Source organism: Stenotrophomonas sp. GZD-301, assembly GCF_049310345.1.
In the GTDB taxonomy this organism is placed as follows: domain Bacteria; phylum Pseudomonadota; class Gammaproteobacteria; order Xanthomonadales; family Xanthomonadaceae; genus Stenotrophomonas.
In genome coordinates, this window is the sequence record NZ_JBMOWY010000044.1 from 68,072 (window position 1) to 89,835 (window position 21,764).

Consider the following 21,764-nt stretch of genomic DNA (forward strand, 5'->3'; position numbering starts at 1 on the left):
CAAGCCGGGCAGAGCCCGGCGCTACAATCAGGTTCACGCCATGAACACCCCGTTTCCTCCCGTCCGCATCGGACAGGGCTATGACGTCCACGCCTTCGGCGCGGGCGACCACATCATGCTGGGCGGCGTCCGTGTGCCGCACACCAGCGGCGTGCTCGCGCACAGCGACGGCGATGTGATCCTGCATGCGCTGTGCGACGCGATGCTGGGCGCGCTGGCACTGGGCGACATCGGTCAGCACTTTCCGCCGTCGGACATGCGCTGGAAGGATGCCGACAGCAGTCGCTTCCTGGAGCACTGCAACAGCCTTCTGCGTGAGCGCGGCTGGCAGGTCGGCAACACCGACATCACCGTGATCTGCGAACGGCCCAAGGTCGGCCCGCACGCGCTGGCCATGCGCGAACGCATCGCCGGCCTGCTCGGGGTCGCGTTGGATGCGGTCAGCGTCAAGGCCACCACCTCCGAGCAGCTCGGCTTCACCGGGCGCGGCGAAGGCATCGCCGCCCAGGCCACCGTGCTGCTGGTGGCGCTGTGATCCCGCTGCCGCTGGCGTTCGGCGCGCCGTTGTTGACCGCCAACATCCGGACCACGCCCGAAGACTTCCAGGTCGACGAGCTGCCCGCGTTCGAGCCGAGCGGGGAGGGCGAGCACCTGCTGCTCACCCTGCGCAAGCGCGGTGCCAACACCGTGCACGTGGCCAAGGTGCTGGCCCGTTGGGCCGGGCTGCCGGACATGGCGGTCAGCTACGCCGGCATGAAGGATCGCCATGCGGTCACCACCCAGCGCTTCAGCGTGCACCTGCCCAAGCGGGTCGCGCCGGATCCGGCGCTGCTGGCCTCCGATGAGATCGAGGTCGTCGATTCGACCTGGCACAACCGCAAACTGCAGCGCGGTGCACTCGCCGGCAACCGCTTCAAGCTGGTGCTGCGTGACGTGCAGGGTGATGCGGCCGCGATCGACGAGCGGTTGTCGCTGATCGCCGCGCGTGGGCTGCCGAACTGGTTCGGTGAACAGCGTTTCGGCCGCGACGGTGGCAACGTGCCGGCGGCGCTGGCGATGTTCGGTGGGCGTCGCATGCGCCCGGACCAGCGCTCGCTGCTCCTGTCTGCCGCGCGCTCGGCACTGTTCAACCAGGTATTGGCCGAACGCGTCGCGCAGGGCAACTGGGATGCGCCGCTGGACGGCGAGGTGTGGATGCTGGACGGCAGCCGCAGCGTGTTCGGCCCCGAGCCGTTCACCGACCTGCTGGCCGACCGCCTGGCCCGTTTCGACATCCACCCCAGTGGACCGTTGTGGGGCGAGGGCGAACTGCGCAGCAGCGGCGCCGCCGCCACGCTGGAGCTGGGTGCGGTCGCCGACGAACAGTCGCTGGCGCTGCGCGCCGGCCTGGAAGGCGCGCGCCTGAAGCAGGAGCGTCGCGCGCTGCGCCTGCGCCCGGCCATGCTGCAGCATCGCTGGCTGCAACCGGACGTACTGGAACTTAGCTTCGCCCTGCCGCCGGGCTGCTATGCCACCGCCGTCCTGCACGAACTCGGCCCGGTCAACGACGCCAGCCAGACCGACGCCCCGTAACGCGGCCCAGCTACGGCACCTCGTAGAGCCGGGCTCTGCCCGGCTGGCCGCACAACGCGCGGCGCCTCGGTCCCCGTAGAGCCGGGCTCTGCCAGGCTATCGCACAACGCGCGGCGCCTCGGTCCCCGTAGAGCCGGGCTCTGCCCGGCTATCGCCCCCCGTAGAGCCGGGCTCTGCCCGGCTAGCGCCCCCTCGTAGAGCCGGGCTCTGCCCGGCTATCGCCCCCTCGTAGAGCCGGGCTCTGCCCGGCTAGCGGTTGCTCAGCAGCACCAGCACCGCGCCGGTGCCCCCCTGTCCGGCGGGCGCGGAATGAAACGCCAGCACGTCATTGCGCAGGCGCAGCAGGCGATCCACCAGGTTCTTGAGCACCGGCGCCCCGCCATCGGACTGCAGGCCCTTGCCGTGGATGATGCGCACGCACCCATAGTCGTGCGCATGCGCCTCCTGCAGGAACTGGCGCAGCATCGCGTCGGCCTGGGCGACGGTGGCGCCGTGCAGGTCCAGCTCGTCCTGGACTGAATACTGGCCGCGTTTGAGCCGCTGGAACATGCGCGCGGGCAGGGTGTCGCGCCGGTAACTGGCGGTATCGCCGGCCTCCAGCGGGTTGCTGTCGCGCAGCAGCCGGGCAAACTCGCCGCGCGCTGCCTGGTCATCCTGCTCGGCCATGCGCGCGCGCGGCTTCGGCCGCGGCGTGGCGGGCGGCGGCGCGGCCGGTTTCTTCAGCGGCGTGACCGCCCCGATCGCCGAGCGGAACAGCGCAGCCGGATCTTCGTCTTCAGGATGTGACATGCGTACAGCGTAATGCGAGGCGATGGCCGCTGCCTACCGTCTGCGGGGTAGGACGATCTGCCCGCATGCGGCACAATAGCTGACGCACTTGCGCGGTCGATGCTCCCCGCATGGATGAGCATCGACCCCGCCAACGCTGGAAAGTGATGGAATCGAAGTCTTGAAAAATCAAGCGGTTAAATCGCAGATGCGGATCCTGGTCAGCAATGACGACGGTGTCGATGCCCCGGGCATCCGGATGCTTGCCACGGTGCTGCGCGAGGCCGGCCATGAAGTGATGGTGGTCGCCCCCGACCGCGATCGCTCCGGGGCCAGCAACTCGCTCACCCTGGACCTGCCGATCCGGCTCAAGCGCATCGACCACTACACCTGTTCGGTCGCCGGGACGCCCACCGACTGCGTTCACCTGGCACTGACCGGGCTTCTCGAGTACGAGCCGGATATCGTGGTGTCGGGCATCAACAACGCCGCCAACCTGGGCGATGACGTCATCTATTCCGGCACGGTCTCGGCGGCGATGGAAGGACGTTTCCTCGGTCTGCCGGCGGTGGCGGTATCGCTGGTGACGCACAACCACGAGGCGCGCAATTTCGAGACCGCCGCGCGCGCCGCGGTGGAAATCGTGGCGCGGCTCAAGGCCGATCCGCTGCCTGCCGACACCATCCTCAACGTCAACGTCCCGGACCTGCCGTGGGACCAGGTGCGCGGCTTCGAAGTCAGTCGCCTGGGCAACCGTCACCGCGCCGAAGGCTGCATTCCGCAGCGTGATCCGCGCGGCAACGAGGTGTACTGGATCGGCCCGGCCGGTCGCGAACAGGACTCCGGTCCCGGCACCGACTTCCATGCCGTGCGCAACGGCTTCATCTCGATCACCCCGATCCAGGTGGACCTGACCCGGTATCAGGCGCTGGAAAAAGTGGCGAGCTGGGTAGGCGGGCTCACCGCCGCCCTGGACCGCCCGGCATGACCCAGCGCCTGCGTCTGCAGCCCGAAGCGGTCGGCATCGGCATGACTTCGCAGCGCGTGCGCGACCGCCTGGTCGACCGCCTGCGCGACGCCGGCATCGCCGACGAGGTCACGCTCAATGCGATCCGCGTCGTGCCCCGCCATCTGTTCATCGATGAAGCCTTGGCGTCGCGCGCCTACGAAGACACCGCATTGCCGATCGGCCACGGCCAGACCATCTCCCAGCCCTGGGTGGTGGCCCGCATGACCGAAGCGGTGCTGCAGTCCGCACCGAAAAAGGTGCTGGAAGTCGGCACCGGCTCGGGCTATCAGGCTGCCGTGCTGGGTGCGGTGGGTCTGGAGGTCTACACCGTCGAGCGCATCGGCGACCTGCTGCGGCAGGCGCGCAAGCGCTTCCGTGCGCTGGGCATGAACATCCGCAGCAAGCACGACGATGGTCGCGCCGGCTGGGTCGAGCACGGCCCGTATGACGCCATCGTGGTCACCGCGGCCGCCCCGGCGCTGGTGGATGCGCTGGTTGAACAGCTGGCCGTGGGCGGACGCCTGGTGGCACCGGTGGGCGGGCCTGGCGCGCAGTCGCTGGTGCAGCTCACCCGTCGCGACGACGGCAGTGTTGAACAACAGGTATTGGCGCCGGTCACGTTCGTGCCGCTGCTGTCTGGCATGCTGGATTGATTCCAAGGAGCGTTGCGTCATGAAGATCTTTGGCCCGCTGTACGAGCGGGCAATGAAGTGGGCGGCGCATGAGCGCGCCCCCACCTATCTCACCGTACTGAGCTTCATTGAGGCGATCATCTTCCCGGTGATGCCCGAGGTGATGCTTGCGCCGATGTGCGTGGCCCAGCCCAAGCGCGGCTGGTGGTTCGCCACGCTCAGCCTGGCCGGCTCGATGGCCGGTGCGCTGGTCGGCTACGCGCTGGGGCATTACGCCTTCGAGGCGCTCAAGCCGGTATTTGCCGCGCTGGGCATGCTGTCGAGCATTGAAGGCGGCATCGCGGTGGTGCAGGCCAAGATGGCCGAATCGCCGTGGGCGGTGTTCACCTTCCTCGTGCTGGGCGGCTTCATGCCGATCCCGATGAAGGTCTTCACGTGGGCATCGGGTATTGTCGGCGTGCCGTTGCCGCAGTACTTCCTGAGCATGCTGATCGGGCGGGGCAAGCGGGTGTATGTCCTGGCTGCCGTCATCCGCATCGGCGGGCCGCGCGCGGAAGCCGCGCTGCGGCGTTGGATCGAACCGCTGGGCTGGGTCGCGACCGTGCTGGTGGTGGGCTTGGTTGCCTGGCTTGTATGGAGGTCGAAGTTCGCATGAGTGCTGATCGTATGAGCAAGGGAGTGCGCACCGGCGCGCTGCTGCTGGTGGTGTCCGCGTTGAGCGCCTGTGGCACCGCCACCGTGGTGCGTCCCTCGGGCAGCGGCGGCAGTACCGCGCATCCCACGCCGCAGAGCTCGGTGGCCAAGCCGGGGCAGACGGCGGTGATCCGCCGTGGCGACACGCTGTACGCGTTGGCCCGCATCCACAACATCACCCCGCGCGACCTGGCGGCGTGGAACGGCCTGTCCGAGCCGTACACGATCTACCCCGGCCAGACGCTGCGGCTGTACCCCGGTGGCAGCGGCGGCCGCGCACCGACCACGGTGGTGACCGCGCCGCGCCCGGGCACCGCCCCGACGCCGGCCCCGGCACCCACCCCGTCGCCGACCACGGCGATCAAGAGCAACATCAGCTGGCGCTGGCCGGCCGATGGCGCGATCGTGGGCAAGTTCGTCGCCGGCGAGGCGACCAAGCAGGGCGTGGACATCGCCGGCAGCAGCGGCCAGCCCGTGCGCGCGACCGCCGGCGGCGTGGTGGTCTACTCCGGTGCCGGCCTGGTCGGTTTCGGTGAGCTGATCATCATCAAGCACAGCGACCAGTGGCTGTCGGCCTACGGCCACAACCGCAAGCGCCTGGTCAACGAAGGCCAGAGCGTCAAGGCCGGGGAGCAGATCGCCGAAATGGGCCGCACCGGTGCGCCGCGCGACATGCTGCACTTCGAGATCCGTTACAACGGCAAGCCGGTCGACCCGCTGCTGTACCTGCCCCCGAAATAACGGCCCCGGTAGAGCCGACCGTTGGTCGGCTGGCAATCCCCGGTAGAGCCGACCGTTGGTCGGCTGGCAATCCCGAGGTAGAGCCGACCGTTGGTCGGCTGGCCGCGCACGGCGCGGCAATGATCGACGACCGCCAATTCGGCCGCCCACATCCCCGCCCACAAAAAAGGCCGCCATACGGCGGCCTTTCCTGAACGGATTCCAGCCGGTTCAGCCCGTCAGGATGAACGCCGCCGCCACCTTGCGCCCCTCGCTGGCGAGGATGTTGAAGGTGCGCGCAGCCGCCGGGTTGTTCATCACTTCCAGGCCGATCCCGCGGGTCAGGCAGGCCGCCATCACCGCAGCGGGCGGGAACACCTGGGTGTCCCCCGTACCCAGCACTACCAGCGCCGGATTCAGTGCCAGCACCGGCTGCAGGTGGTCGGGGGTCAGGTCGGCGATGGTGGCCACCGGCCACGCCTCGATCAGCGTGTCCGGCGCCAGGATGAAGCTGGAGACCAGCGTCCGCTCGTTCACCTTCGCGGTGCGGCCGTCGGCGGCGCGCAGGGCGTAGGCGTAGTCGGGGATTTCGTGGCTCAGCTGCATGGGTGGGTCTTCCGGAATCAGCCGCGCGGCAGGACGATCTGGCGCTGTTCCTTGCTCGGACGGTACAGCACGGCCACGTGGCCGATGCGCTGCACCAGGGCACTGCCGGAGGCCGAGGTCAGTTCGGCAATCATGGCGTCGCGGGCCTCGCGGTCCTCGGCGGATACTTTGACTTTGACCAGTTCGTGGCGTTCCAGGACTTCGTCCAGTTCGGCCAGGAAGGCCGGTGTGACCCCCTTGCCGCCGATCTGCAGCAGGGCTTTCAGATCATGGGCGTGGCCGCGGAGGAAGCGGGTCTGGGACGAGGTCAGGGTGATGGACATTCAGGAAACAAGCGGTTAACTGGGGCGATCAGGGTATCATGACCACCCCATCCGGCCCGCATCCAATGGCAACGCGCAGCAAAAGCAGTCAACGCTGGTTGAAAGAACACTTTTCCGACCCCTTCGTGAAGAAGGCCCAGGCCGAGGGCATGCGTTCGCGTGCGGCCTACAAACTGGAGGAGCTGCTCGAGCGTGACCGGCTGCTGAAGCCACACATGGTCGTGGTCGACCTGGGCGCGGCCCCGGGCGGCTGGTCGCAGCAGATCCGGCGCCAGATCGGCGACACCGGCCGGGTCCTGGCCCTGGACATCCTGGAGATGCCGCCGCTGGCCGGCGTGGAGTTCCTTCACGGCGACTTCAGGGAGCAGGCCGTCCTATCGCAGTTCGAAGCCATGCTGGGGGATCAGCCGGTAGACCTTGTGCTCTCGGATATGGCCCCCAATAAAAGTGGCATGGACGCGGTGGATCAACCGCGGATGATGCACCTGGCCGAGTTGGCGATGGATTTCGCCGACCAGCACCTCAAGCCGGGTGGTGCGTTCCTGATCAAGCTGTTCCAGGGCGTGGGCTTTGACGACTACGTGCGCGAGATGCGCCGCAGGTACGACAAAGTGGTGATCCGCAAGCCTGAAGCGTCCCGAAAGCGCTCGCCCGAGGTTTACGCCCTGGGTCAGGGAAAACGCGCCCAGATCAAGTAAGCTCAACCATACGAATCGCGTCAGGAATTAAAGGAACACCGGAGCCAATGAGGATGAACGACTTGACCAAGAACCTCCTGCTATGGGTGGTCGTCGCCGTCGTGCTGATGGTGGTTTTCCAGAGCTTCTCGCCTAAGAGCAGCGGCGCTGGCGCACAGGGCACGACCTATTCGCAGTTCCTCGACCAGGTGGACAGCGGCAACGTCCAGAAGGTCACGCTGGGCGGCGACGCCCGCGGCGCGACCACCGAGATCTCCTACACCACCCGCGGCGGCCAGGCGGCCACCATCAGCGCGCCGTACGATCGCGACCTGATCAACGTGCTGCGCGGCAAGGGTGTGGAAATTGCCCAGGAAGCGCCGTCGAGCGGCATTTCGTTTGTCTCCATCCTGATGAACTTCCTCCCGGTGATCCTGATCATCGGCTTCTGGATCTTCATCATGCGCCAGATGCAGGGCGGCGGCGGCGGTGCCAAGGGCGCGATGTCCTTCGGCAAGTCCCGCGCCAAGCTGCAGGGCGAAGACCAGATCAAGGTCACCTTCGCCGACGTCGCCGGCTGCGACGAGGCCAAGGAAGAAGTCGGCGAGCTGGTCGACTTCCTGCGTGATCCGACCAAGTTCACCAAGCTGGGCGGCAAGATTCCGCGAGGCGTGCTGATGGTGGGTCCGCCCGGTACCGGCAAGACCCTGCTGGCCCGTGCCATTGCCGGCGAAGCCAAGGTCCCGTTCTTCTCGATCTCCGGTTCGGACTTCGTGGAGATGTTCGTGGGTGTCGGCGCCAGCCGCGTCCGCGACATGTTCGAGCAGGCCAAGAAGCATGCGCCGTGCATCATCTTCATCGACGAAATCGACGCCGTCGGCCGCCACCGTGGTGCCGGCCTGGGCGGCGGTCACGATGAGCGCGAGCAGACCCTGAACCAGCTGCTGGTCGAAATGGACGGCTTCGAGGGAGGCGAGGGCGTGATCGTCATCGCCGCCACCAACCGTCCCGACGTGCTGGACCCGGCGCTGCTGCGTCCGGGCCGCTTCGACCGCCAGGTGGTGGTGGGCCTGCCGGACGTGAAGGGCCGCGAGCAGATCCTCAAGGTGCACATGCGCAAGCTGCCGCTGGCCGACGACGTCGTGCCGATGGTGATCGCGCGCGGTACCCCGGGCTTCTCCGGTGCGGACCTGGCCAACCTCTGCAACGAGGCAGCGCTGTTCGCCGCCCGCGGCAACGAGAAGGAAGTCCGCATGGACCACTTCGACCGTGCCCGCGACAAGATCCTGATGGGTGCCGAGCGCCGTTCGATGGCCATGAGCGAGGAAGAAAAGACGCTCACCGCCTACCACGAAGCCGGCCATGCCATCGTCGGCCGCCTGGTGCCCGAGCACGACCCGGTCTACAAGGTCACCATCATCCCGCGCGGCCGCGCGCTGGGTGTGACCATGTACCTGCCTGAGGGCGACCGCTACTCGATGAATCGGGTGGCGATCGAATCCCAGCTGTGCTCGCTGTACGGCGGCCGCGTTGCCGAAGAACTGATCTTCGGTACCGACAAGGTCACCACCGGCGCCTCCAACGACATCGAGCGCGCCACCAAGATGGCCCGCAACATGGTCACCAAGTGGGGCCTGTCCGACGAGCTTGGCCCGATCGCCTATGGCGAGGAGGACGACGAGGTGTTCCTGGGCCGTTCGGTGACCCAGCACAAGAGCGTGTCCGACGATACCGCGCGCCGCATCGACGAAGTCGTGCGCAGCATCCTGGACAAGGCCTATGCGCGCACCACCGAGCTGCTGACCGCCAACCTGGACAAGCTGCACACCATGTCCCAGCTGCTGCTGCAGTACGAGACCATCGATGTGCCGCAGATCGATGCGGTGATGGAAGGCCGCGATCCGCCGCCGCCGATGGGCTGGGAAAAGTCCAACAAGGACGGTGGCAGCAACAACGACAAGGGCGGCGACGCCCGTCCGCTGCCGCCGATTGCCGGTCCTGCCGAACAGCACTGAACCGACAACGCATGAATGACGAAGGCCGGGGAAACCCGGCCTTCGCCGTTTCCGCGCGCAGGTCATAATGGCGTCCCGTTTTCGTTCCCGTCCTGGAGTTGCCATGTCCGTCCCCCCGCCGCAGCCGATCTCGCACACCGCCGAAATGGTGATCGCCACGATCGTGGGCGTGGGCATCGGCCTGGCCCGCGACAACCTGCTGCTCGGTGCGGGCATCGGCATCGCCGTCGGCGTACTGTTGAGCATCGCCAAGACCCTGTACGTGGAGCGTAAGCGCCGCCAGCGCTGACCCCCGGCAGCCGGCCCCGCAGGCCGGCGTAAACTACGCGCTGGCGTACTTCGTGGATCTGCCCATGTTCGACATTTCTCCCCAGCTGGACTGCGCCGGCCGCGTACTGCGGCTGGACCGTCCGCGCGTCATGGGCATCGTCAACGTCACCCCGGATTCCTTCTCCGACGGTGGCGCGCACAACACGGTGGACGCGGCCGTCGCGCATGGCCTGCAACTGGTGGCCGAGGGCGCGGACCTGCTGGATATCGGCGGCGAATCGACCCGGCCCGGCAGTGCGCCGGTGCCGGTGGAAGAGGAACTGCGCCGGGTGGTGCCGGTCATCGAGCAGCTGGCGCGCCAGACCACCGTGCCGATCAGCATCGACACCTTCAAGCCTGCGGTAATGCGTGCGGCGGTGGCGGCTGGGGCGGGCATGATCAATGACATCCATGCCCTTCGCCAGGAAGGTGCGCTTGCGGCCGCCGCCGAGCTCGGCGTGCCGGTCGTGCTGATGCACATGCAGGGTGAGCCGGGGAGCATGCAGGACACACCGCGCTACGACGATGTCGTCGCCGAGGTGCACCGCTTCCTGGCCGAACGCCTGTTCGCGGCCGAGATGGCAGGCATCGCCAAGAAGCATCTGGTCATCGACCTGGGCTTCGGCTTCGGCAAGACCACCGACCACAACATGACGCTGCTGGCGCGCTCGGAGCGGTTCCTGGAGCTGGGCGTGCCGATGCTGGCCGGCCTGTCGCGCAAGCGCAGCATCGGCGAACTGACCGGGCGCGAATCGCCGCGCGAGCGCGTGGCCGGTTCGGTCGCCGCGCACCTGATCGCCGCCCAGCGCGGCGCGATGCTGCTGCGCGTCCACGATGTCGCCGCCACCGTCGATGCGCTCAAGGTATGGGCGGCCGTGGCTGCGGTGCCGGCCATACGGGTGGATGCGAAGCCGGCGATGCCGCGCTGGCCGGACGAGGACTGATGGCGGCCGATTCCCGCCCGCTGGCGATCGCCCTGATGGGGCCGACGGCCTCGGGCAAGACGGCCACGGCCATCGCGCTGGCCCGCCAGCTGGACGGCGAGATCGTCAGCGTCGATTCGGCGCTGGTCTATCGCGGGCTGGATATCGGCTCGGCCAAGCCCGATGCCGCCGAGCGCGCGCAGGCGCCGCACCATCTGCTGGACCTGCGCGATCCGTGGCAGACGTACTCGGCTGCCGAGTTCGCCGCCGATGCCGGCCGGGCGGTGGCCGACATCGTTGCGCGCGGCAAGCTGCCGATTCTTGCCGGCGGCACCGGGCTGTACTTCCGCGCCCTGCTGCAGGGCCTGTCGCCGATGCCACAGGCCGATCCGGTCGTCCGCGCCGGCATCGCCGCCGAGGCGGCCGAGCACGGCTGGGCGGCGATGCACGCGCAGCTCGGCCAGGTCGATCCTGCCGCCGCGGCGCGCATTCATGCCACCGACCCTCAGCGCATCCAGCGGGCGCTGGAAGTCTTTCGACTAACCGGCCGCCCGATCAGCGACTGGCAGAAACTGCCGGGCGTGGACCGCCTGCCGGTGCGTGCGTTGAAGCTGGTGCTGGCGCCGCGCGAGCGCAGCGTGCTGCACCAGCGCATTGCCACCCGTTTCGACGCCATGCTCGACCACGGGTTTCTCGACGAAGTGCGTGCCCTGCGCGCTCTGCCGGCGATGGGCCAGGTGGCGGCGCCGCTGGACCTGCCGGCGATCCGCGCGGTCGGCTATCGGCAGGCATGGGAATACCTGGACGGGCAGGGCAGCGCCGCCGAGTTCCGCGACCGGGGCATTTACGCCACCCGGCAGCTGGCCAAACGGCAGCTGACCTGGTTGCGGGGCGAGCTTGATGCCCGCTGGTTCGACCCGCATATCGACGGTGCCTCCCTGGCGGACGCGGTTTCGACCTTCGTCGGTCGCTGACTCCGCGCCTTCACGCGCCCACCCCGTGTACCATCAAGGATTCCGGTGGGCGGCGGGGGCCGCAGCAACTGCTGGAAAACCATAAAAACAATAATCAGGAGTGTGCAATGTCCAAGGGGCAATCGCTGCAGGATCCGTTTCTGAATGCACTTCGGCGCGAGCGCGTGCCGGTGTCGGTGTATCTGGTCAATGGCATCAAATTGCAGGGCACGATTGAATCGTTCGACCAGTTTGTGGTCCTGCTGCGCAATACGGTCAGCCAGATGGTGTACAAGCACGCCATCTCGACCGTGGTGCCGGCGCGCAACGTGCGGGTCGGGCCGGGCGGTGGTTATGTGCAGTCCAACGAAGGTGGCGCCGAAGGCGTCCAAGGTGATGAAGACGTTGAGTGACAGGTTGAGCAATACGGGAGAACTGCGTGTTTGATCGTTCCAAGCGAGGCGAACACGCGCTCCTGATCCAGCCGCATGCCGGCCGGCTCGAAGAAGACGTGCTGGAAGAGTTCACCGATCTGGCCCGCTCTGCCGGGGCCAGCATCGCGGCCACTTTGACCGCGCGCATCGATCGCCCCAATCCGTCGATCCTGATCGGCTCCGGCAAGCTGGACGAGATCAAGGCGGCGGCCGAGGCCACCGGGGCCGATCTGGTGCTGGTCAACCATGCGCTGTCGCCGTCGCAGGAGCGCAATCTGGAGCGGTTCCTGGAGCGTCGCGTGATCGACCGCACTGGGTTGATCCTGGACATCTTCGCCCAGCGTGCGCACAGCCACGAAGGCAAGCTGCAGGTCGAGCTGGCGCAGCTGCGCCACATGGCCACGCGGCTGGTGCGCGGCTGGACCCACCTGGAGCGTCAGCGCGGTGGTGCCATCGGCCTGCGCGGCCCGGGTGAAACCCAGCTGGAAACCGATCGCCGCCTGCTGCAGAAGCGGGTGGAGCAGCTGCAGAAGCGGCTCGAGAAAGTGGAAGTGCAGCGCACCCAGATGCGCCGTGCCCGCGTGCGCAGCGAACTGCCACGGGTGGCGCTGGTGGGCTATACCAATGCCGGCAAGTCGACCTTGTTCAATGCGCTGACCGGTGCCGAGGCCTATGCCGCGGACAAGCTGTTCGCGACCCTGGACCCGACCGTGCGCCGCATTGCGGTGCCGGGCGGCAACGTGGTGCTGGCCGATACCGTGGGCTTTGTCCGCGACCTGCCGCACGAGCTGGTGGCCGCCTTCCGCGCGACCCTGAGTGAAGCGCGCGAGGCCGACTTCCTGCTGCATGTCGTGGACGCGGCCGATCCGCATCGCGAAGAACGCATTGCCCAGGTCGACGACGTACTGAACGAGGTGGGCGCGGGCGAGTTGCCGCAGCTGCTGGTGTTCAACAAGATCGACCGCATCGAGGGCAGCGAGGTGCGTCACGACGCCCAGGACGGCATCCCGGATACCGCGCGCCGCGAACGGGTCTGGATTTCCGCCCGCGACGGGCTCGGGCTGGACCTGCTGCAGTCGGTGCTGGGCAAGCGCCTGGGCCTGCAGCATGTGACCGGCGACCTGCGCCTGCCGCCCAGTGCCGGCCGCCTGCGGTCGCGCCTGCACCAGCTGGAGGTGGTCCGCAGTGAGCAGGCCGACGAGGACGGCTGGCTGCTCAGCGTCGAGATTCCGATCGCCGAGGCCGAAAAACTGGCTGCGGGCGAGGGTGGCGAGCCGATCCGCGCGCTGCTGCCGGAGAAAGTGCCCGAATGGTGACGCCGCGACATACTGTCGCAGCGTCCTGGCACGACAGCCCCGTTGTTTTCGGCTAAAACGGGGGCTGTGCCCCCCGTTGATCCTGGATCCCCATGACCGTTCCCTCCGACGCCGACCTCGGCGTTCTCGCCCGTGACGTCGGCCAGCGCCTGCAGCAGGCTGCGCTGCAGCTGGTCACCGCCGAAAGCTGCAGTGGCGGCTGGATCGCCAAGGCCATGACCGATGTGGCCGGCTCGTCGGCCTTCTTCGACTGCGGCATGGTCGTCTACAGCTACGAAGCCAAGCAGCGCCTGCTCGGCGTGCGCGCGCAGACGCTGGAGCAGTTCGGCGCGGTCAGCCGCGAAACCGTGCTGGAAATGGTTTCCGGCGCGCTGGTCAACTCCGGCGCGGGGATGGCGGTGGCCGTCACCGGCATCGCCGGTCCCGGCGGCGGCAGCCCGGACAAGCCGGTGGGCAGTGTCTGGATCGGCTGGAAGCAGCGTGGCGGCTATGCGCGTGCGCAGCTGTTCCAGTTCGACGGCGACCGCGAAGCCATACGGCGGCAGACCGTGCACCAGGCGCTGACGGGAATCTTCCCGCCGGTGTGACATCCTGAGCGCGTGTGCCGACAGGAGTGTGCGCAATGTGGGAAACGCTGGGAACCGTGCGCGACCTGGGGCGATTGCAGGAAATCGCCTCGGTCCTGATCCGCTATGGCTTCGGCGACCTGGTGCGCCGGATCGGCCTGGCCGACGTGCTCGAACGGGCCGGGCGCCTGCTGCACTGGAACGACACCCAGCAGATGCTGCGCATGACCGCGCCGGTGCGGGTGCGCCGCGCGATGGAGGATCTCGGCCCCACCTTCGTCAAGCTGGGCCAGGTGCTGGCCACCCGCGTGGACCTGTTCCCGCCGGACTGGATCGCCGAGTTCTCCGAACTGCAGAACGCCGTGCCGGCGCTGCCGTATGCCCAGGTGCGCGACCAGCTCGAACGCGACCTGGGCGCACCGGCCACCGAGGTGTTCGCCTGGCTCGATGAAACCCCGATGGCCGCCGCATCGCTGGCGCAGGCGCATCGCGCGACCCTGCATGATGGCTCGGCCGTGGTGCTCAAGATCCGTCGCCCCGGCATCCGCGAGGTGATCGAGGCCGACCTGCGCCTGCTGGCGCGCCTGGCCGAGATCGTCGAAGCCCGCCTGCCGGACCTGCGCCGCTACCGCCCGTCGGAAGTGGTGCAGCAGTTCCAGACCTCGTTGCGGCGCGAACTGGACTTCGCCGCCGAATGCCGCAATGCCGAGCGCATCGCCCGCAACTTCCAGGGGCGGCAGGACATCTTCATTCCGGCCGTGCACTGGCAGTGGACCTGCGAGAGCCTGAACGTCCAGGACTTCGTGGATGGCATCCCCGGGCGGGATCTGGCGGGCGTCGATGCCGCCGGCCTGGACCGGGTGCAGCTCGCGCGCACCGGCGCCGGGATCATCCTCAAAATGGTGCTGCAGGACGGCGCGTTTCATGCCGACCCGCATCCGGGCAACATCATTTATCTGCACGACGGCCGGATCGGGGTCATCGACTTCGGCATGGTCGGTGCGCTGTCCGAGCAGCGTCGCTTCCAGGTCGCGCAGCTGCTGCACGGGCTGGTGACCCAGGAGCCCGAGCCGGTCATGGACGTGCTGCTGGACTGGGCCGGTGGCGTGGACGTGGACGAAGCCCGCCTGCAGCAGGACATCAGCACCTTCGTCGACCAGTACCGGGGCGTGCCGCTGAAGGACCTGCACATGGGCCTGATGCTGGGCGATGTGACCCAGCTGCTGCGCCAGTACGCCTTGACCCTGCCGGCCGACCTCGCACTGATGATCAAGACCTTCCTGACGCTGGAAGGCATGGGCCGCCAGCTCGATCCACAGTTCGACATGGCCACCGCGGCGCGCCCGTATCTCGAACGGGTGATGTGGCAGCGCTATGCGCCGGCGGCGATGCTCAAGCGCGGCAAACGCAGCCTGCTCGGGGCGATGGACCTGATGGGCGACCTGCCACGCGACGTCCGCCGGCTGCTGCAGATGGCGCGCAACGGGCGGCTTCAGCTCAAGGTCGAAACCCGCGCGCTGGAGGGCTTTGGCGACCAGGTCAACCGGGCCGCCAACCGGCTGGTGATGGGCATCGTGACGGCTGCCCTGATCATCGGCTCGTCGATCGTGATGCACAGCGTGGGCGGGGTCTCCAGCCGCTGGCTGCTGGCCCTCGGCGTGGCCGGCTTCGTCGGCGCCGGCTTCTGTGGCGTGTGGATCCTGTTCTCGATCTGGCGCTCCGGCCGGAATCCCTGACGCCGCGGAACGGATGGTGCCGCAGGCAGCGCCGACCGTTGGTCGGCTGCCTGTCGCGCTTCCTGCGCAGGCACTTGCGCGCCCCAGGTCTTAGTAGTAATACTACTAATCATGGACCTGACCGACACCCAGCAGGCGATCCTGCAGTTGATCGCCGAGCGTATCCAGACCGATGGCGCACCGCCCTCCCAGGCGGAAATCGCGCGTGCCTTCGGCTTCAAGGGCGTACGCGCCGCGCAGTACCACCTGGAGGCGCTGGAGCAGGCCGGGGCGATCCGTCGCATCCCGGGCCAGGCGCGCGGCATCCGGCTGGTGCAGGCGCCGCCGCTGCAGGACGGCCTGCCCGGGTCGCTGGCCGTGGCCGCGCTGCCTGACCACGTGCTGCGCCTGCCGGTCCTGGGCCGGGTCGCGGCCGGTCTGCCGATCGGGGCGGACATCGGCTCGGACGATTTCGTGGTGCTGGACCGGGTGTTCTTCTCGCCCGCGCCGGATTACCTGCTGAAGGTGCAGGGCGACTCGATGATCGACGAAGGCATCTTCGACGGCGATCTGATCGGCGTGCACCGCACCCGCGACGCCCGGTCGGGGCAGATCGTGGTGGCCCGCATCGATGACGAGATCACGGTCAAGCTGCTGAAGATGGGCAAGGACCGGATCCGGCTGCTGCCGCGCAACCCCGACTACAAGCCGATCGAGGTGCTGCCCGACCAGGACTTCGCCATCGAAGGCCTCTATTGCGGACTGCTGCGGCCCAACCGCTAGGTCCTGATGCTGTTGAAACACGCGCGGTCTTTGTGGCGATTCTCTGGTTCCGCTGAGGTTGGTACGGATGTCCGATAATTTTTTTCCGAATGCCGGGCAGAATCTCAGCCTGTGCGATACGCCAACCTTAAAGTGACCCCGTGGCCAAGAAGACTCCCAAAGAAAGCACCTCCAACGACATGACCTCTGCAAGGACCAATACGATGGACGAGAACAAAAAGCGTGCGCTTACCGCCGCCCTGAGCCAGATCGAGAAGCAGTTCGGCAAGGGCTCGGTCATGCGCATGGGTGACCGCGTCATCGAAGCGGTCGAGGTCATCCCCACCGGTTCGCTGATGCTGGACATCGCGCTCGGCATCGGTGGCCTGCCCAAGGGGCGTGTCGTGGAGATCTACGGTCCGGAATCCTCGGGCAAGACCACCCTGACCCTGCAGGCCATCGCCGAGTGCCAGAAGAAGGGCGGTACCGCCGCCTTCATCGACGCCGAGCACGCACTGGACCCGATCTACGCCGCCAAGCTGGGCGTGAACGTCGACGACCTGCTGCTGTCCCAGCCGGATACCGGTGAACAGGCGCTGGAAATCGCCGACATGCTGGTGCGCTCGGGCTCGGTGGACATCGTGGTGGTCGACTCGGTTGCCGCGCTGACCCCCAAGGCCGAAATCGAAGGCGAAATGGGCGACCAGCTGCCGGGCCTGCAGGCCCGTCTGATGAGCCAGGCGCTGCGCAAGCTGACCGGCAACATCAAGCGTTCCAACACGCTGGTGGTGTTCATCAATCAGTTGCGTCACAAGATCGGCGTGATGATGCCGGGCCAGAGCCCGGAAGTGACCACCGGCGGCAATGCCCTGAAGTTCTACGCCTCGGTCCGCCTGGATATCCGCCGCATCGGTGCGATCAAGAAGGGCGACGAGATCATCGGCAACCAGACCAAGATCAAGGTCGTCAAGAACAAGCTGGCGCCCCCGTTCAAGCAGGTCATCACCGAGATCCTGTACGGCGAGGGCATCAGCCGCGAAGGCGAACTGATCGACATGGGCGTGGAAGCCAAGCTGGTCGAGAAGGCCGGTGCCTGGTACAGCTACGGTGAAGAGCGTATCGGCCAGGGCAAGGACAACGCCCGCGGTTACCTGCGCGACAACCCGCAGGTCGCCCAGCGCCTGGAGGCCGAGCTGCGCGAGAAGTTCCAGCCGGCCGAGGCCGCCCGCGAGGGTGGTGAGGACGACGGCGAAGACGACGCCGAGTAAGTTTCCTGCGGGGCAGGGCAGCGCCGTCAGTGACGCTTGCCCTGTCCCGCGGTTTCCGTATTCCCCCGACGGGGGGAGCGCCACGGATGGCGCATCTGATTGAAGGCTGCCATGCAGGATTCCGACGCCCCGGCACCCCGCCGCAAACGCCGTGTCAGTGAACAGACCCCCGTCCAGCGGGCGCTGGGTCTGCTGGTGCGCCGTGAACATTCGCGCAAGGAGCTCACCCGCAAGCTCCAGGCCCGGGGCATCGAGACCGAGGCGGCGGAAGCGGCGGTGGACAAGCTCAGCGAGGCGGGTTGGCAGGACGACACCCGCTTCGCCGAGAACCTGGTGCGGGTCCGCGCCAATACCGGCTACGGCCCGTTTCATATCCGTGCCGAGCTGGGCACCCACGGGCTGGACAGCGAGCAGGTGGCGGCGGCAATGGCGACCTTCGAAGGCGACTGGACCGAGAATGCCCGTGATCTGGTCCGGCGCCGGTTCGGCGAGGCCGGCCCGCAGGAGCTGGCGCAGCGGCGCAAGGCCGCCGATCTGCTGGCCCGTCGCGGGTTCGATGGCGACAGCATCCGCCGGGCGACCCGTTACGACCCAGAGGACTGAGCGGCCCGGGCCTGATACCCTTTGTGGTTTCGGCGGTCCCGCGAGGGACTGGCCGGCCCGCACAAAGCCAGCCCCCCATGAACGCATCCGTCAAATTCACTACTTCCCAGATCCGCAGCGACTTCCTTGAGTTCTTCAAGGGCAAGGGCCACACCATCGTGCCGTCGGCGCCGCTGGTGCCGGGCAATGATCCGACCCTGCTGTTCACCAACTCCGGCATGGTGCAGTTCAAGGACGTGTTCCTGGGCGCGGAGAAGCGCAGCTACGTGCGCGCCGCGGACGTCCAGCGCTGCCTGCGTGCCGGCGGCAAGCACAACGACCTGGACCAGGTCGGCTACACCGCGCGCCACCACACCTTCTTTGAGATGCTGGGCAACTGGTCCTTCGGTGACTACTTCAAGAAGGATGCCATTGCATGGGCGTGGGAACTGCTGACCCAGGTCTGGAAGCTGCCGGCCGAGCGTCTGCTGGTCACCGTGTACCAGACCGACGACGAGGCCTACGCGCTGTGGCGCGACATGGTCGGCATTCCGGAGTCGCGCATCGTGCGCATCGGCGACAACAAGGGCGCCCCGTACGCGTCGGACAACTTCTGGCAGATGGCCGACACCGGCCCGTGCGGTCCGTGCACCGAGATCTTCTACGACCACGGCGACCATATCGCCGGTGGCCCCCCGGGCTCGCCGGATGAAGACGGTGACCGCTACATCGAGATCTGGAACCTGGTGTTCATGCAGTTCGACCGCCAGCCCGACGGCACCCTGGTGCCGCTGCCGGCCCCGTGCGTGGATACCGGCATGGGCCTGGAGCGCCTGGCGGCGATCCTGCAGCACGTCCACACCAACTATGAAATCGATCTGTTCCAGGCGCTGATCCGCAAGGCCAGTGAACTGACCGGCATGGCCGACCTGGAGAACAAGTCGCTGCGCGTGATCGCCGATCACATCCGCGCCTGTTCGTTCCTGATTGTCGATGGCGTGCTGCCGTCCAATGAGGGCCGCGGGTATGTGCTGCGCCGGATCATCCGCCGCGCGCTGCGCCACGGCTGGATGCTGGGCGTGCGCCAGCCGTTCTTCAGCAAGCTGGTGCCGACCCTGGTCGAGCAGATGGGCGAGGCCTACCCGGATCTGCCGGCGCAGGCCGACACCGTCGTGCGTGCGCTGCAGGCCGAAGAAGAGCGGTTTGCCCAGACGCTGGATTCGGGCATGAAGATCTTCGACGACGTCGCCGCCCAGGTGACCGATGGCGTGATCCCCGGCACCGACGCGTTCCGCCTCTATGACACCTATGGCTTCCCGCTGGATCTGACCCAGGACATCGCGCGCGAGCGCGACCTGACCGTGGACACCGACGGCTTCGATGCAGCGATGAAGAAGCAGCGCGACGACGGCCGCAAGGCAGGCAAGGGCGGTGCAGGCGTGGTCCTGTCCGCCGAGCTGGTCGCCACCCTCAAGCCCACCGTGTTCCTGGGCTACGACCGCCTGCAGGCCGACGGCCTGACGGTGGTGGCCCTGCTCAAGGACGGCCGCCCGGTGGATGCGGTGCAGGCCGGCGACGAGGTCATCGTGCTCACTGACAAGACCCCGTTCTACGCCGAATCCGGCGGTCAGGTCGGCGACACCGGCACGCTGTCGGGCGCTGGCGTGCAGCTGCAGGTTGGCGACACCCAGAAGTTCGCGGGCCAGTACCACGGCCACGTGGCCCAGGTGACCAGCGGCAGCCTGAAGGTGAGCGACGTGATCAGCGGCGAGGTCGATGGCCAGCGCCGTGGCGCCACCATTCTCAACCACTCGGCCACCCACCTGCTGCACGCCGCCCTGCGCGAAGTGCTGGGTACCCACGTGCAGCAGAAGGGCTCGCTGGTGGCACCGGACCGCCTGCGGTTCGACTTCTCGCACTTCCAGCCGATCAGCGCCGAGGACCTCGCGGTGATCGAACGCAAGGTCAACGAACAGGTGCGCGCCAACAACGCCGCCGAAGTGCACAACATGGGCATGCAGGAAGCGCTCGATTTCGGCGCGATGGCGCTGTTCGGCGAGAAGTACGGCGAACACGTGCGCGTGCTGAAGATGGGCGATTACTCGACCGAGCTGTGCGGCGGCACCCATGTGGGCCGCACCGGCGACATCGGCCTGTTCAAGATCACCTCCGAGGGCGGTGTGTCCTCGGGCGTGCGCCGCATCGAGGCAGTGACCGGGCAGGGCGCGCTGGACTACGTGGCCAACGAGGAAGCGCAGCTCGCCGAAGCGGCCGCGCTGCTGGGCGGCACGGCCAGCGACGTGGTCGAGAAGATCCGCCAGCTCGGCGAGCGGCAGAAGAAGCTCGAACGCGAACTGGAGGGCCTGAAGGCCAAGCAGGCCGCTGGCGCCACCGCCGACCTCGGCGCGTCGGCGGTAGAGGTCAATGGCGTCAAGGTGCTGGCCGCGCGTCTGGAGGGTTTTGATGCCAAGGCCCTGCGTGATGCCGTGGATCGTCTCAAGCAGCAGCTGGGCGATACCGTGATCGTGCTGGCCGGCGTGCAGGACGGCAAAGCCGCCCTGGTTGCCGGTGTGAACGGCAGTGCAACGGGCAAGGTAAAGGCCGGGGAACTGTTGTCGCACATCGCCAGTCAGATCGGGGGCAAGGGCGGCGGTCGCCCGGATCTCGCCCAGGGTGGTAGTGAGGACGGGCCCGCCCTTGCCTCGGCGCTCGCCGCCGTAGTGGATTGGGTCACCCCTCGTATCTGAACGTCGTAAGCCTTGGCTGTCCTACTCCTTGATGGCGTGGGACGGCTGACGGTACTATGGCGAATCCTTTCCCTTTGTCGTGGGGCGTTCCTTGGCTGGGCGCCAAGCCGGTGGGGAAACACCACCGGTTCCATGGAGACTTGCAAAAATGTTGATCCTGACTCGCCGCGTAGGCGAAACCCTGATGATCGGTGATTCGGTCAGCGTGACCGTGCTCGGCGTCAAGGGCAACCAGGTCCGTATCGGTATCACCGCTCCGAAGGACGTTGCCGTGCATCGCGAAGAGATTTACCAGCGCATCCAGCGCGGCGACGAGCCGAATACCGCTGGAAGTGAAAATTCTTCCGATTAAGGCTTTACCTGAGGGCGCGGAAAACGTTATTATTCGCGCCCCCGCTGAGATGAAACAACGCAGCGGCGGAACAAGAACACTGGAGCGGTGCCCGAGTGGCTGAAGGGGCTCCCCTGCTAAGGGAGTATAGGGTCAAAAGCTCTATCGAGGGTTCGAATCCCTCCCGCTCCGCCAGTTATGCAGAAGGCCTTCGTACGCAAGTACGAAGGCCTTTTTGTTTGGGCGGCCGATGCACCCGGTACGCCTCAGTCGGGGACGAAGGCGCGCTCTTCGTACGCAATGCGCTCCAGCCGTTCGCCCGTCCACAGCAGATACTCGATCCGGTCGGGATACCCGTAGCCGTCGTTGTGCGTGACGATCAGCAGGCGACTGTCGCGCCGGTGTGCGAAGCGCCCGTTGTTGAGGGTCTGGCCGGGATGGACCTGGCCGCTGACGCGGTCGATCAGGACGTACTCGATGCAGCCGCTGCCGCAGCCGGCCAGGTAGACGGTGAAGCGGTCCGCGAAGTCGAGGTCGCCGTCCTGGCTGTCGCCGCGCAGGTACATGTCCATTTTCCAGGTCACCCCGTCATGCGGAGGCCGGGTCGGTGCGAAGTGATCGATCCGGGTCAGCTCGACCGGATAGTCCTCCAGTTGCGGCGGGGCGGCCGAGCCGGCAAGGGCCAGCAGCAGCGATGTCGCGAGCGCGATGTACATCCGTGTTCCTCCAGTCGGGGCATCCAGCGGCGCAAAGCATCGCATGCCCGCAGCATGTAAAATGCGGCTGCCGCGGAAGCGCAGTAGCGCTTTCCGGCTCCCCCCTTATTTGCCTCCAGCCGCCGCC

General features: G+C 67.5%; 24 protein-coding genes and 1 tRNA gene. 21 read left to right on the plus strand and 4 right to left on the minus strand.

Annotated features, from left to right (window positions below; translation table 11 throughout):
• Positions 1–40 precede the first annotated feature (40 nt).
• Both ispF and truD read left to right on the plus strand, forming a co-directional pair.
• Positions 41–535 (plus strand): 2-C-methyl-D-erythritol 2,4-cyclodiphosphate synthase, encoded by a 495-nt coding sequence (gene ispF, locus ACO6VK_RS12035; protein WP_422507428.1) that lies wholly within the window; start codon positions 41–43, stop codon positions 533–535.
• Positions 532–1,572, plus strand: coding sequence for a tRNA pseudouridine(13) synthase TruD (gene truD / locus ACO6VK_RS12040; RefSeq protein WP_422507430.1), 1,041 nt, complete (start codon positions 532–534; stop codon positions 1,570–1,572). Before ispF ends, truD begins: the two co-directional genes overlap by 4 nt.
• Before the next feature lie 249 nt (positions 1,573–1,821).
• Here the strand turns inward: truD and ACO6VK_RS12045 are convergent, their stop codons facing one another.
• Complete coding sequence (locus ACO6VK_RS12045) at positions 1,822–2,361, minus strand: Smr/MutS family protein (protein ID WP_136006373.1); 540 nt, start codon at positions 2,359–2,361, stop codon at positions 1,822–1,824.
• A 187-nt stretch (positions 2,362–2,548) separates the two neighbouring features.
• On the opposite strand from ACO6VK_RS12045, the gene surE reads away from it, so the two are divergent.
• The 4 genes from surE to ACO6VK_RS12065 are packed head-to-tail and all read left to right on the plus strand — an operon-like array spanning position 2,549 to position 5,415.
• Positions 2,549–3,328 carry a 5'/3'-nucleotidase SurE gene (surE, locus tag ACO6VK_RS12050; RefSeq protein ID WP_422507432.1) on the plus strand — a complete coding sequence of 260 codons (780 nt, stop codon included), beginning with the start codon at positions 2,549–2,551 and terminating at the stop codon, positions 3,326–3,328.
• Positions 3,325–4,002, plus strand: a complete 678-nt coding sequence (locus tag ACO6VK_RS12055) for a protein-L-isoaspartate(D-aspartate) O-methyltransferase (protein WP_422507434.1) — start codon at positions 3,325–3,327, stop codon at positions 4,000–4,002. Before surE ends, ACO6VK_RS12055 begins: the two co-directional genes overlap by 4 nt.
• Positions 4,003–4,021: 19 nt before the next feature.
• Complete coding sequence (locus ACO6VK_RS12060; RefSeq protein ID WP_136006378.1) at positions 4,022–4,636, plus strand: YqaA family protein; 615 nt, start codon at positions 4,022–4,024, stop codon at positions 4,634–4,636.
• Entirely contained in the window at positions 4,633–5,415 is a 783-nt protein-coding gene (locus ACO6VK_RS12065) for a peptidoglycan DD-metalloendopeptidase family protein (RefSeq protein ID WP_422507437.1), read from the plus strand. The genes ACO6VK_RS12060 and ACO6VK_RS12065 overlap by 4 nt, the downstream gene beginning before the upstream one ends.
• 210 nt (positions 5,416–5,625) lie before the next feature.
• On the opposite strand, the gene ACO6VK_RS12070 is transcribed toward ACO6VK_RS12065, so the two are convergent.
• On the minus strand, positions 5,626–6,000 hold the full coding sequence (locus tag ACO6VK_RS12070; protein WP_422507439.1) for an Mth938-like domain-containing protein: 375 nt from the start codon (positions 5,998–6,000) through the stop codon (positions 5,626–5,628).
• Positions 6,001–6,017: 17 nt separating this feature from the next.
• Positions 6,018–6,323, minus strand: coding sequence for a ribosome assembly RNA-binding protein YhbY (yhbY, locus tag ACO6VK_RS12075; RefSeq protein ID WP_422507441.1), 306 nt, complete (start codon positions 6,321–6,323; stop codon positions 6,018–6,020).
• 65 nt (positions 6,324–6,388) lie between these two features.
• Between yhbY and rlmE the strand changes: the two genes are divergently transcribed.
• The 15 genes from rlmE to ACO6VK_RS12150 all read left to right on the plus strand — a co-directional run bounded on the left by rlmE (position 6,389) and on the right by ACO6VK_RS12150 (position 21,116).
• The gene (gene rlmE, locus ACO6VK_RS12080) at positions 6,389–7,021 is read left to right on the plus strand and encodes a 23S rRNA (uridine(2552)-2'-O)-methyltransferase RlmE (protein ID WP_422507509.1); all 633 of its coding nucleotides are present in this window, start codon (positions 6,389–6,391) and stop codon (positions 7,019–7,021) included.
• Between the two features lie 53 nt (positions 7,022–7,074).
• Positions 7,075–9,015, plus strand: coding sequence for an ATP-dependent zinc metalloprotease FtsH (gene ftsH, locus ACO6VK_RS12085; RefSeq protein ID WP_422507443.1), 1,941 nt, complete (start codon positions 7,075–7,077; stop codon positions 9,013–9,015).
• A 103-nt stretch (positions 9,016–9,118) separates the two neighbouring features.
• Complete coding sequence (locus ACO6VK_RS12090) at positions 9,119–9,304, plus strand: hypothetical protein (RefSeq protein ID WP_422507445.1); 186 nt, start codon at positions 9,119–9,121, stop codon at positions 9,302–9,304.
• 64 nt (positions 9,305–9,368) lie between these two features.
• Entirely contained in the window at positions 9,369–10,268 is a 900-nt protein-coding gene (gene folP, locus ACO6VK_RS12095; protein ID WP_422507447.1) for a dihydropteroate synthase, read from the plus strand.
• Positions 10,268–11,221 carry a tRNA (adenosine(37)-N6)-dimethylallyltransferase MiaA gene (miaA, locus tag ACO6VK_RS12100; protein ID WP_422507449.1) on the plus strand — a complete coding sequence of 318 codons (954 nt, stop codon included), beginning with the start codon at positions 10,268–10,270 and terminating at the stop codon, positions 11,219–11,221. The genes folP and miaA overlap by 1 nt, the downstream gene beginning before the upstream one ends.
• 107 nt (positions 11,222–11,328) lie before the next feature.
• Positions 11,329–11,613: an RNA chaperone Hfq gene (hfq, locus tag ACO6VK_RS12105; protein WP_411850608.1), complete on the plus strand. Its 285-nt coding sequence runs from the start codon at positions 11,329–11,331 to the stop codon at positions 11,611–11,613.
• A gap of 26 nt (positions 11,614–11,639) precedes the next feature.
• Entirely contained in the window at positions 11,640–12,950 is a 1,311-nt protein-coding gene (gene hflX / locus ACO6VK_RS12110; RefSeq protein ID WP_422507451.1) for a ribosome rescue GTPase HflX, read from the plus strand.
• 92 nt (positions 12,951–13,042) lie between these two features.
• Positions 13,043–13,537 carry a CinA family protein gene (locus tag ACO6VK_RS12115; RefSeq protein ID WP_017357644.1) on the plus strand — a complete coding sequence of 165 codons (495 nt, stop codon included), beginning with the start codon at positions 13,043–13,045 and terminating at the stop codon, positions 13,535–13,537.
• A 35-nt stretch (positions 13,538–13,572) separates the two neighbouring features.
• On the plus strand, positions 13,573–15,252 hold the full coding sequence (ubiB, locus tag ACO6VK_RS12120; RefSeq protein ID WP_422507454.1) for a 2-polyprenylphenol 6-hydroxylase: 1,680 nt from the start codon (positions 13,573–13,575) through the stop codon (positions 15,250–15,252).
• 111 nt (positions 15,253–15,363) lie between these two features.
• Complete coding sequence (lexA, locus tag ACO6VK_RS12125) at positions 15,364–16,014, plus strand: transcriptional repressor LexA (RefSeq protein ID WP_422507456.1); 651 nt, start codon at positions 15,364–15,366, stop codon at positions 16,012–16,014.
• Positions 16,015–16,217: 203 nt separating this feature from the next.
• Positions 16,218–17,261 (plus strand): recombinase RecA, encoded by a 1,044-nt coding sequence (recA, locus tag ACO6VK_RS12130; RefSeq protein WP_422507458.1) that lies wholly within the window; start codon positions 16,218–16,220, stop codon positions 17,259–17,261.
• Between the two features lie 111 nt (positions 17,262–17,372).
• The gene (gene recX / locus ACO6VK_RS12135; protein WP_422507460.1) at positions 17,373–17,864 is read left to right on the plus strand and encodes a recombination regulator RecX; all 492 of its coding nucleotides are present in this window, start codon (positions 17,373–17,375) and stop codon (positions 17,862–17,864) included.
• A 77-nt stretch (positions 17,865–17,941) separates the two neighbouring features.
• Positions 17,942–20,590 carry an alanine--tRNA ligase gene (gene alaS, locus ACO6VK_RS12140; protein WP_422507462.1) on the plus strand — a complete coding sequence of 883 codons (2,649 nt, stop codon included), beginning with the start codon at positions 17,942–17,944 and terminating at the stop codon, positions 20,588–20,590.
• Positions 20,591–20,738: 148 nt separating this feature from the next.
• The gene (gene csrA, locus ACO6VK_RS12145; RefSeq protein WP_422507464.1) at positions 20,739–20,942 is read left to right on the plus strand and encodes a carbon storage regulator CsrA; all 204 of its coding nucleotides are present in this window, start codon (positions 20,739–20,741) and stop codon (positions 20,940–20,942) included.
• A gap of 81 nt (positions 20,943–21,023) precedes the next feature.
• A tRNA-Ser gene (locus ACO6VK_RS12150) sits at positions 21,024–21,116 on the plus strand.
• Between the two features lie 71 nt (positions 21,117–21,187).
• Here ACO6VK_RS12150 and ACO6VK_RS12155 read toward each other — a convergent pair.
• Positions 21,188–21,637: a hypothetical protein gene (locus ACO6VK_RS12155; protein ID WP_422507466.1), complete on the minus strand. Its 450-nt coding sequence runs from the start codon at positions 21,635–21,637 to the stop codon at positions 21,188–21,190.
• Between the last annotated feature and the right edge of the window lie 127 nt (positions 21,638–21,764).

Bases quoted from the DNA above. Each gene is read 5' to 3' on its own strand.
- ispF (WP_422507428.1), top strand. From the start codon at position 41: ATGAACACCCCGTTTCCTCCCGTCCGCATCGGACAGGGCTATGACGTC.
- lexA (WP_422507456.1), top strand. From the start codon at position 15,364: ATGGACCTGACCGACACCCAGCAGGCGATCCTGCAGTTGATCGCCGAG.
- ACO6VK_RS12055 (WP_422507434.1), top strand. From the start codon at position 3,325: ATGACCCAGCGCCTGCGTCTGCAGCCCGAAGCGGTCGGCATCGGCATG.
- ubiB (WP_422507454.1), top strand. From the start codon at position 13,573: ATGTGGGAAACGCTGGGAACCGTGCGCGACCTGGGGCGATTGCAGGAA.
- csrA (WP_422507464.1), top strand. From the start codon at position 20,739: ATGTTGATCCTGACTCGCCGCGTAGGCGAAACCCTGATGATCGGTGAT.
- ACO6VK_RS12090 (WP_422507445.1), top strand. From the start codon at position 9,119: ATGTCCGTCCCCCCGCCGCAGCCGATCTCGCACACCGCCGAAATGGTG.
- recA (WP_422507458.1), top strand. From the start codon at position 16,218: ATGGACGAGAACAAAAAGCGTGCGCTTACCGCCGCCCTGAGCCAGATC.
- alaS (WP_422507462.1), top strand. From the start codon at position 17,942: ATGAACGCATCCGTCAAATTCACTACTTCCCAGATCCGCAGCGACTTC.
- miaA (WP_422507449.1), top strand. From the start codon at position 10,268: ATGGCGGCCGATTCCCGCCCGCTGGCGATCGCCCTGATGGGGCCGACG.
- hfq (WP_411850608.1), top strand. From the start codon at position 11,329: ATGTCCAAGGGGCAATCGCTGCAGGATCCGTTTCTGAATGCACTTCGG.
- folP (WP_422507447.1), top strand. From the start codon at position 9,369: ATGTTCGACATTTCTCCCCAGCTGGACTGCGCCGGCCGCGTACTGCGG.
- ACO6VK_RS12045 (WP_136006373.1), bottom strand. From the start codon at position 2,361: ATGTCACATCCTGAAGACGAAGATCCGGCTGCGCTGTTCCGCTCGGCG.
- ACO6VK_RS12155 (WP_422507466.1), bottom strand. From the start codon at position 21,637: ATGTACATCGCGCTCGCGACATCGCTGCTGCTGGCCCTTGCCGGCTCG.
- yhbY (WP_422507441.1), bottom strand. From the start codon at position 6,323: ATGTCCATCACCCTGACCTCGTCCCAGACCCGCTTCCTCCGCGGCCAC.
- ACO6VK_RS12060 (WP_136006378.1), top strand. From the start codon at position 4,022: ATGAAGATCTTTGGCCCGCTGTACGAGCGGGCAATGAAGTGGGCGGCG.
- ftsH (WP_422507443.1), top strand. From the start codon at position 7,075: ATGAACGACTTGACCAAGAACCTCCTGCTATGGGTGGTCGTCGCCGTC.
- surE (WP_422507432.1), top strand. From the start codon at position 2,549: ATGCGGATCCTGGTCAGCAATGACGACGGTGTCGATGCCCCGGGCATC.
- ACO6VK_RS12115 (WP_017357644.1), top strand. From the start codon at position 13,043: ATGACCGTTCCCTCCGACGCCGACCTCGGCGTTCTCGCCCGTGACGTC.
- ACO6VK_RS12070 (WP_422507439.1), bottom strand. From the start codon at position 6,000: ATGCAGCTGAGCCACGAAATCCCCGACTACGCCTACGCCCTGCGCGCC.
- ACO6VK_RS12065 (WP_422507437.1), top strand. From the start codon at position 4,633: ATGAGTGCTGATCGTATGAGCAAGGGAGTGCGCACCGGCGCGCTGCTG.
- recX (WP_422507460.1), top strand. From the start codon at position 17,373: ATGCAGGATTCCGACGCCCCGGCACCCCGCCGCAAACGCCGTGTCAGT.
- rlmE (WP_422507509.1), top strand. From the start codon at position 6,389: ATGGCAACGCGCAGCAAAAGCAGTCAACGCTGGTTGAAAGAACACTTT.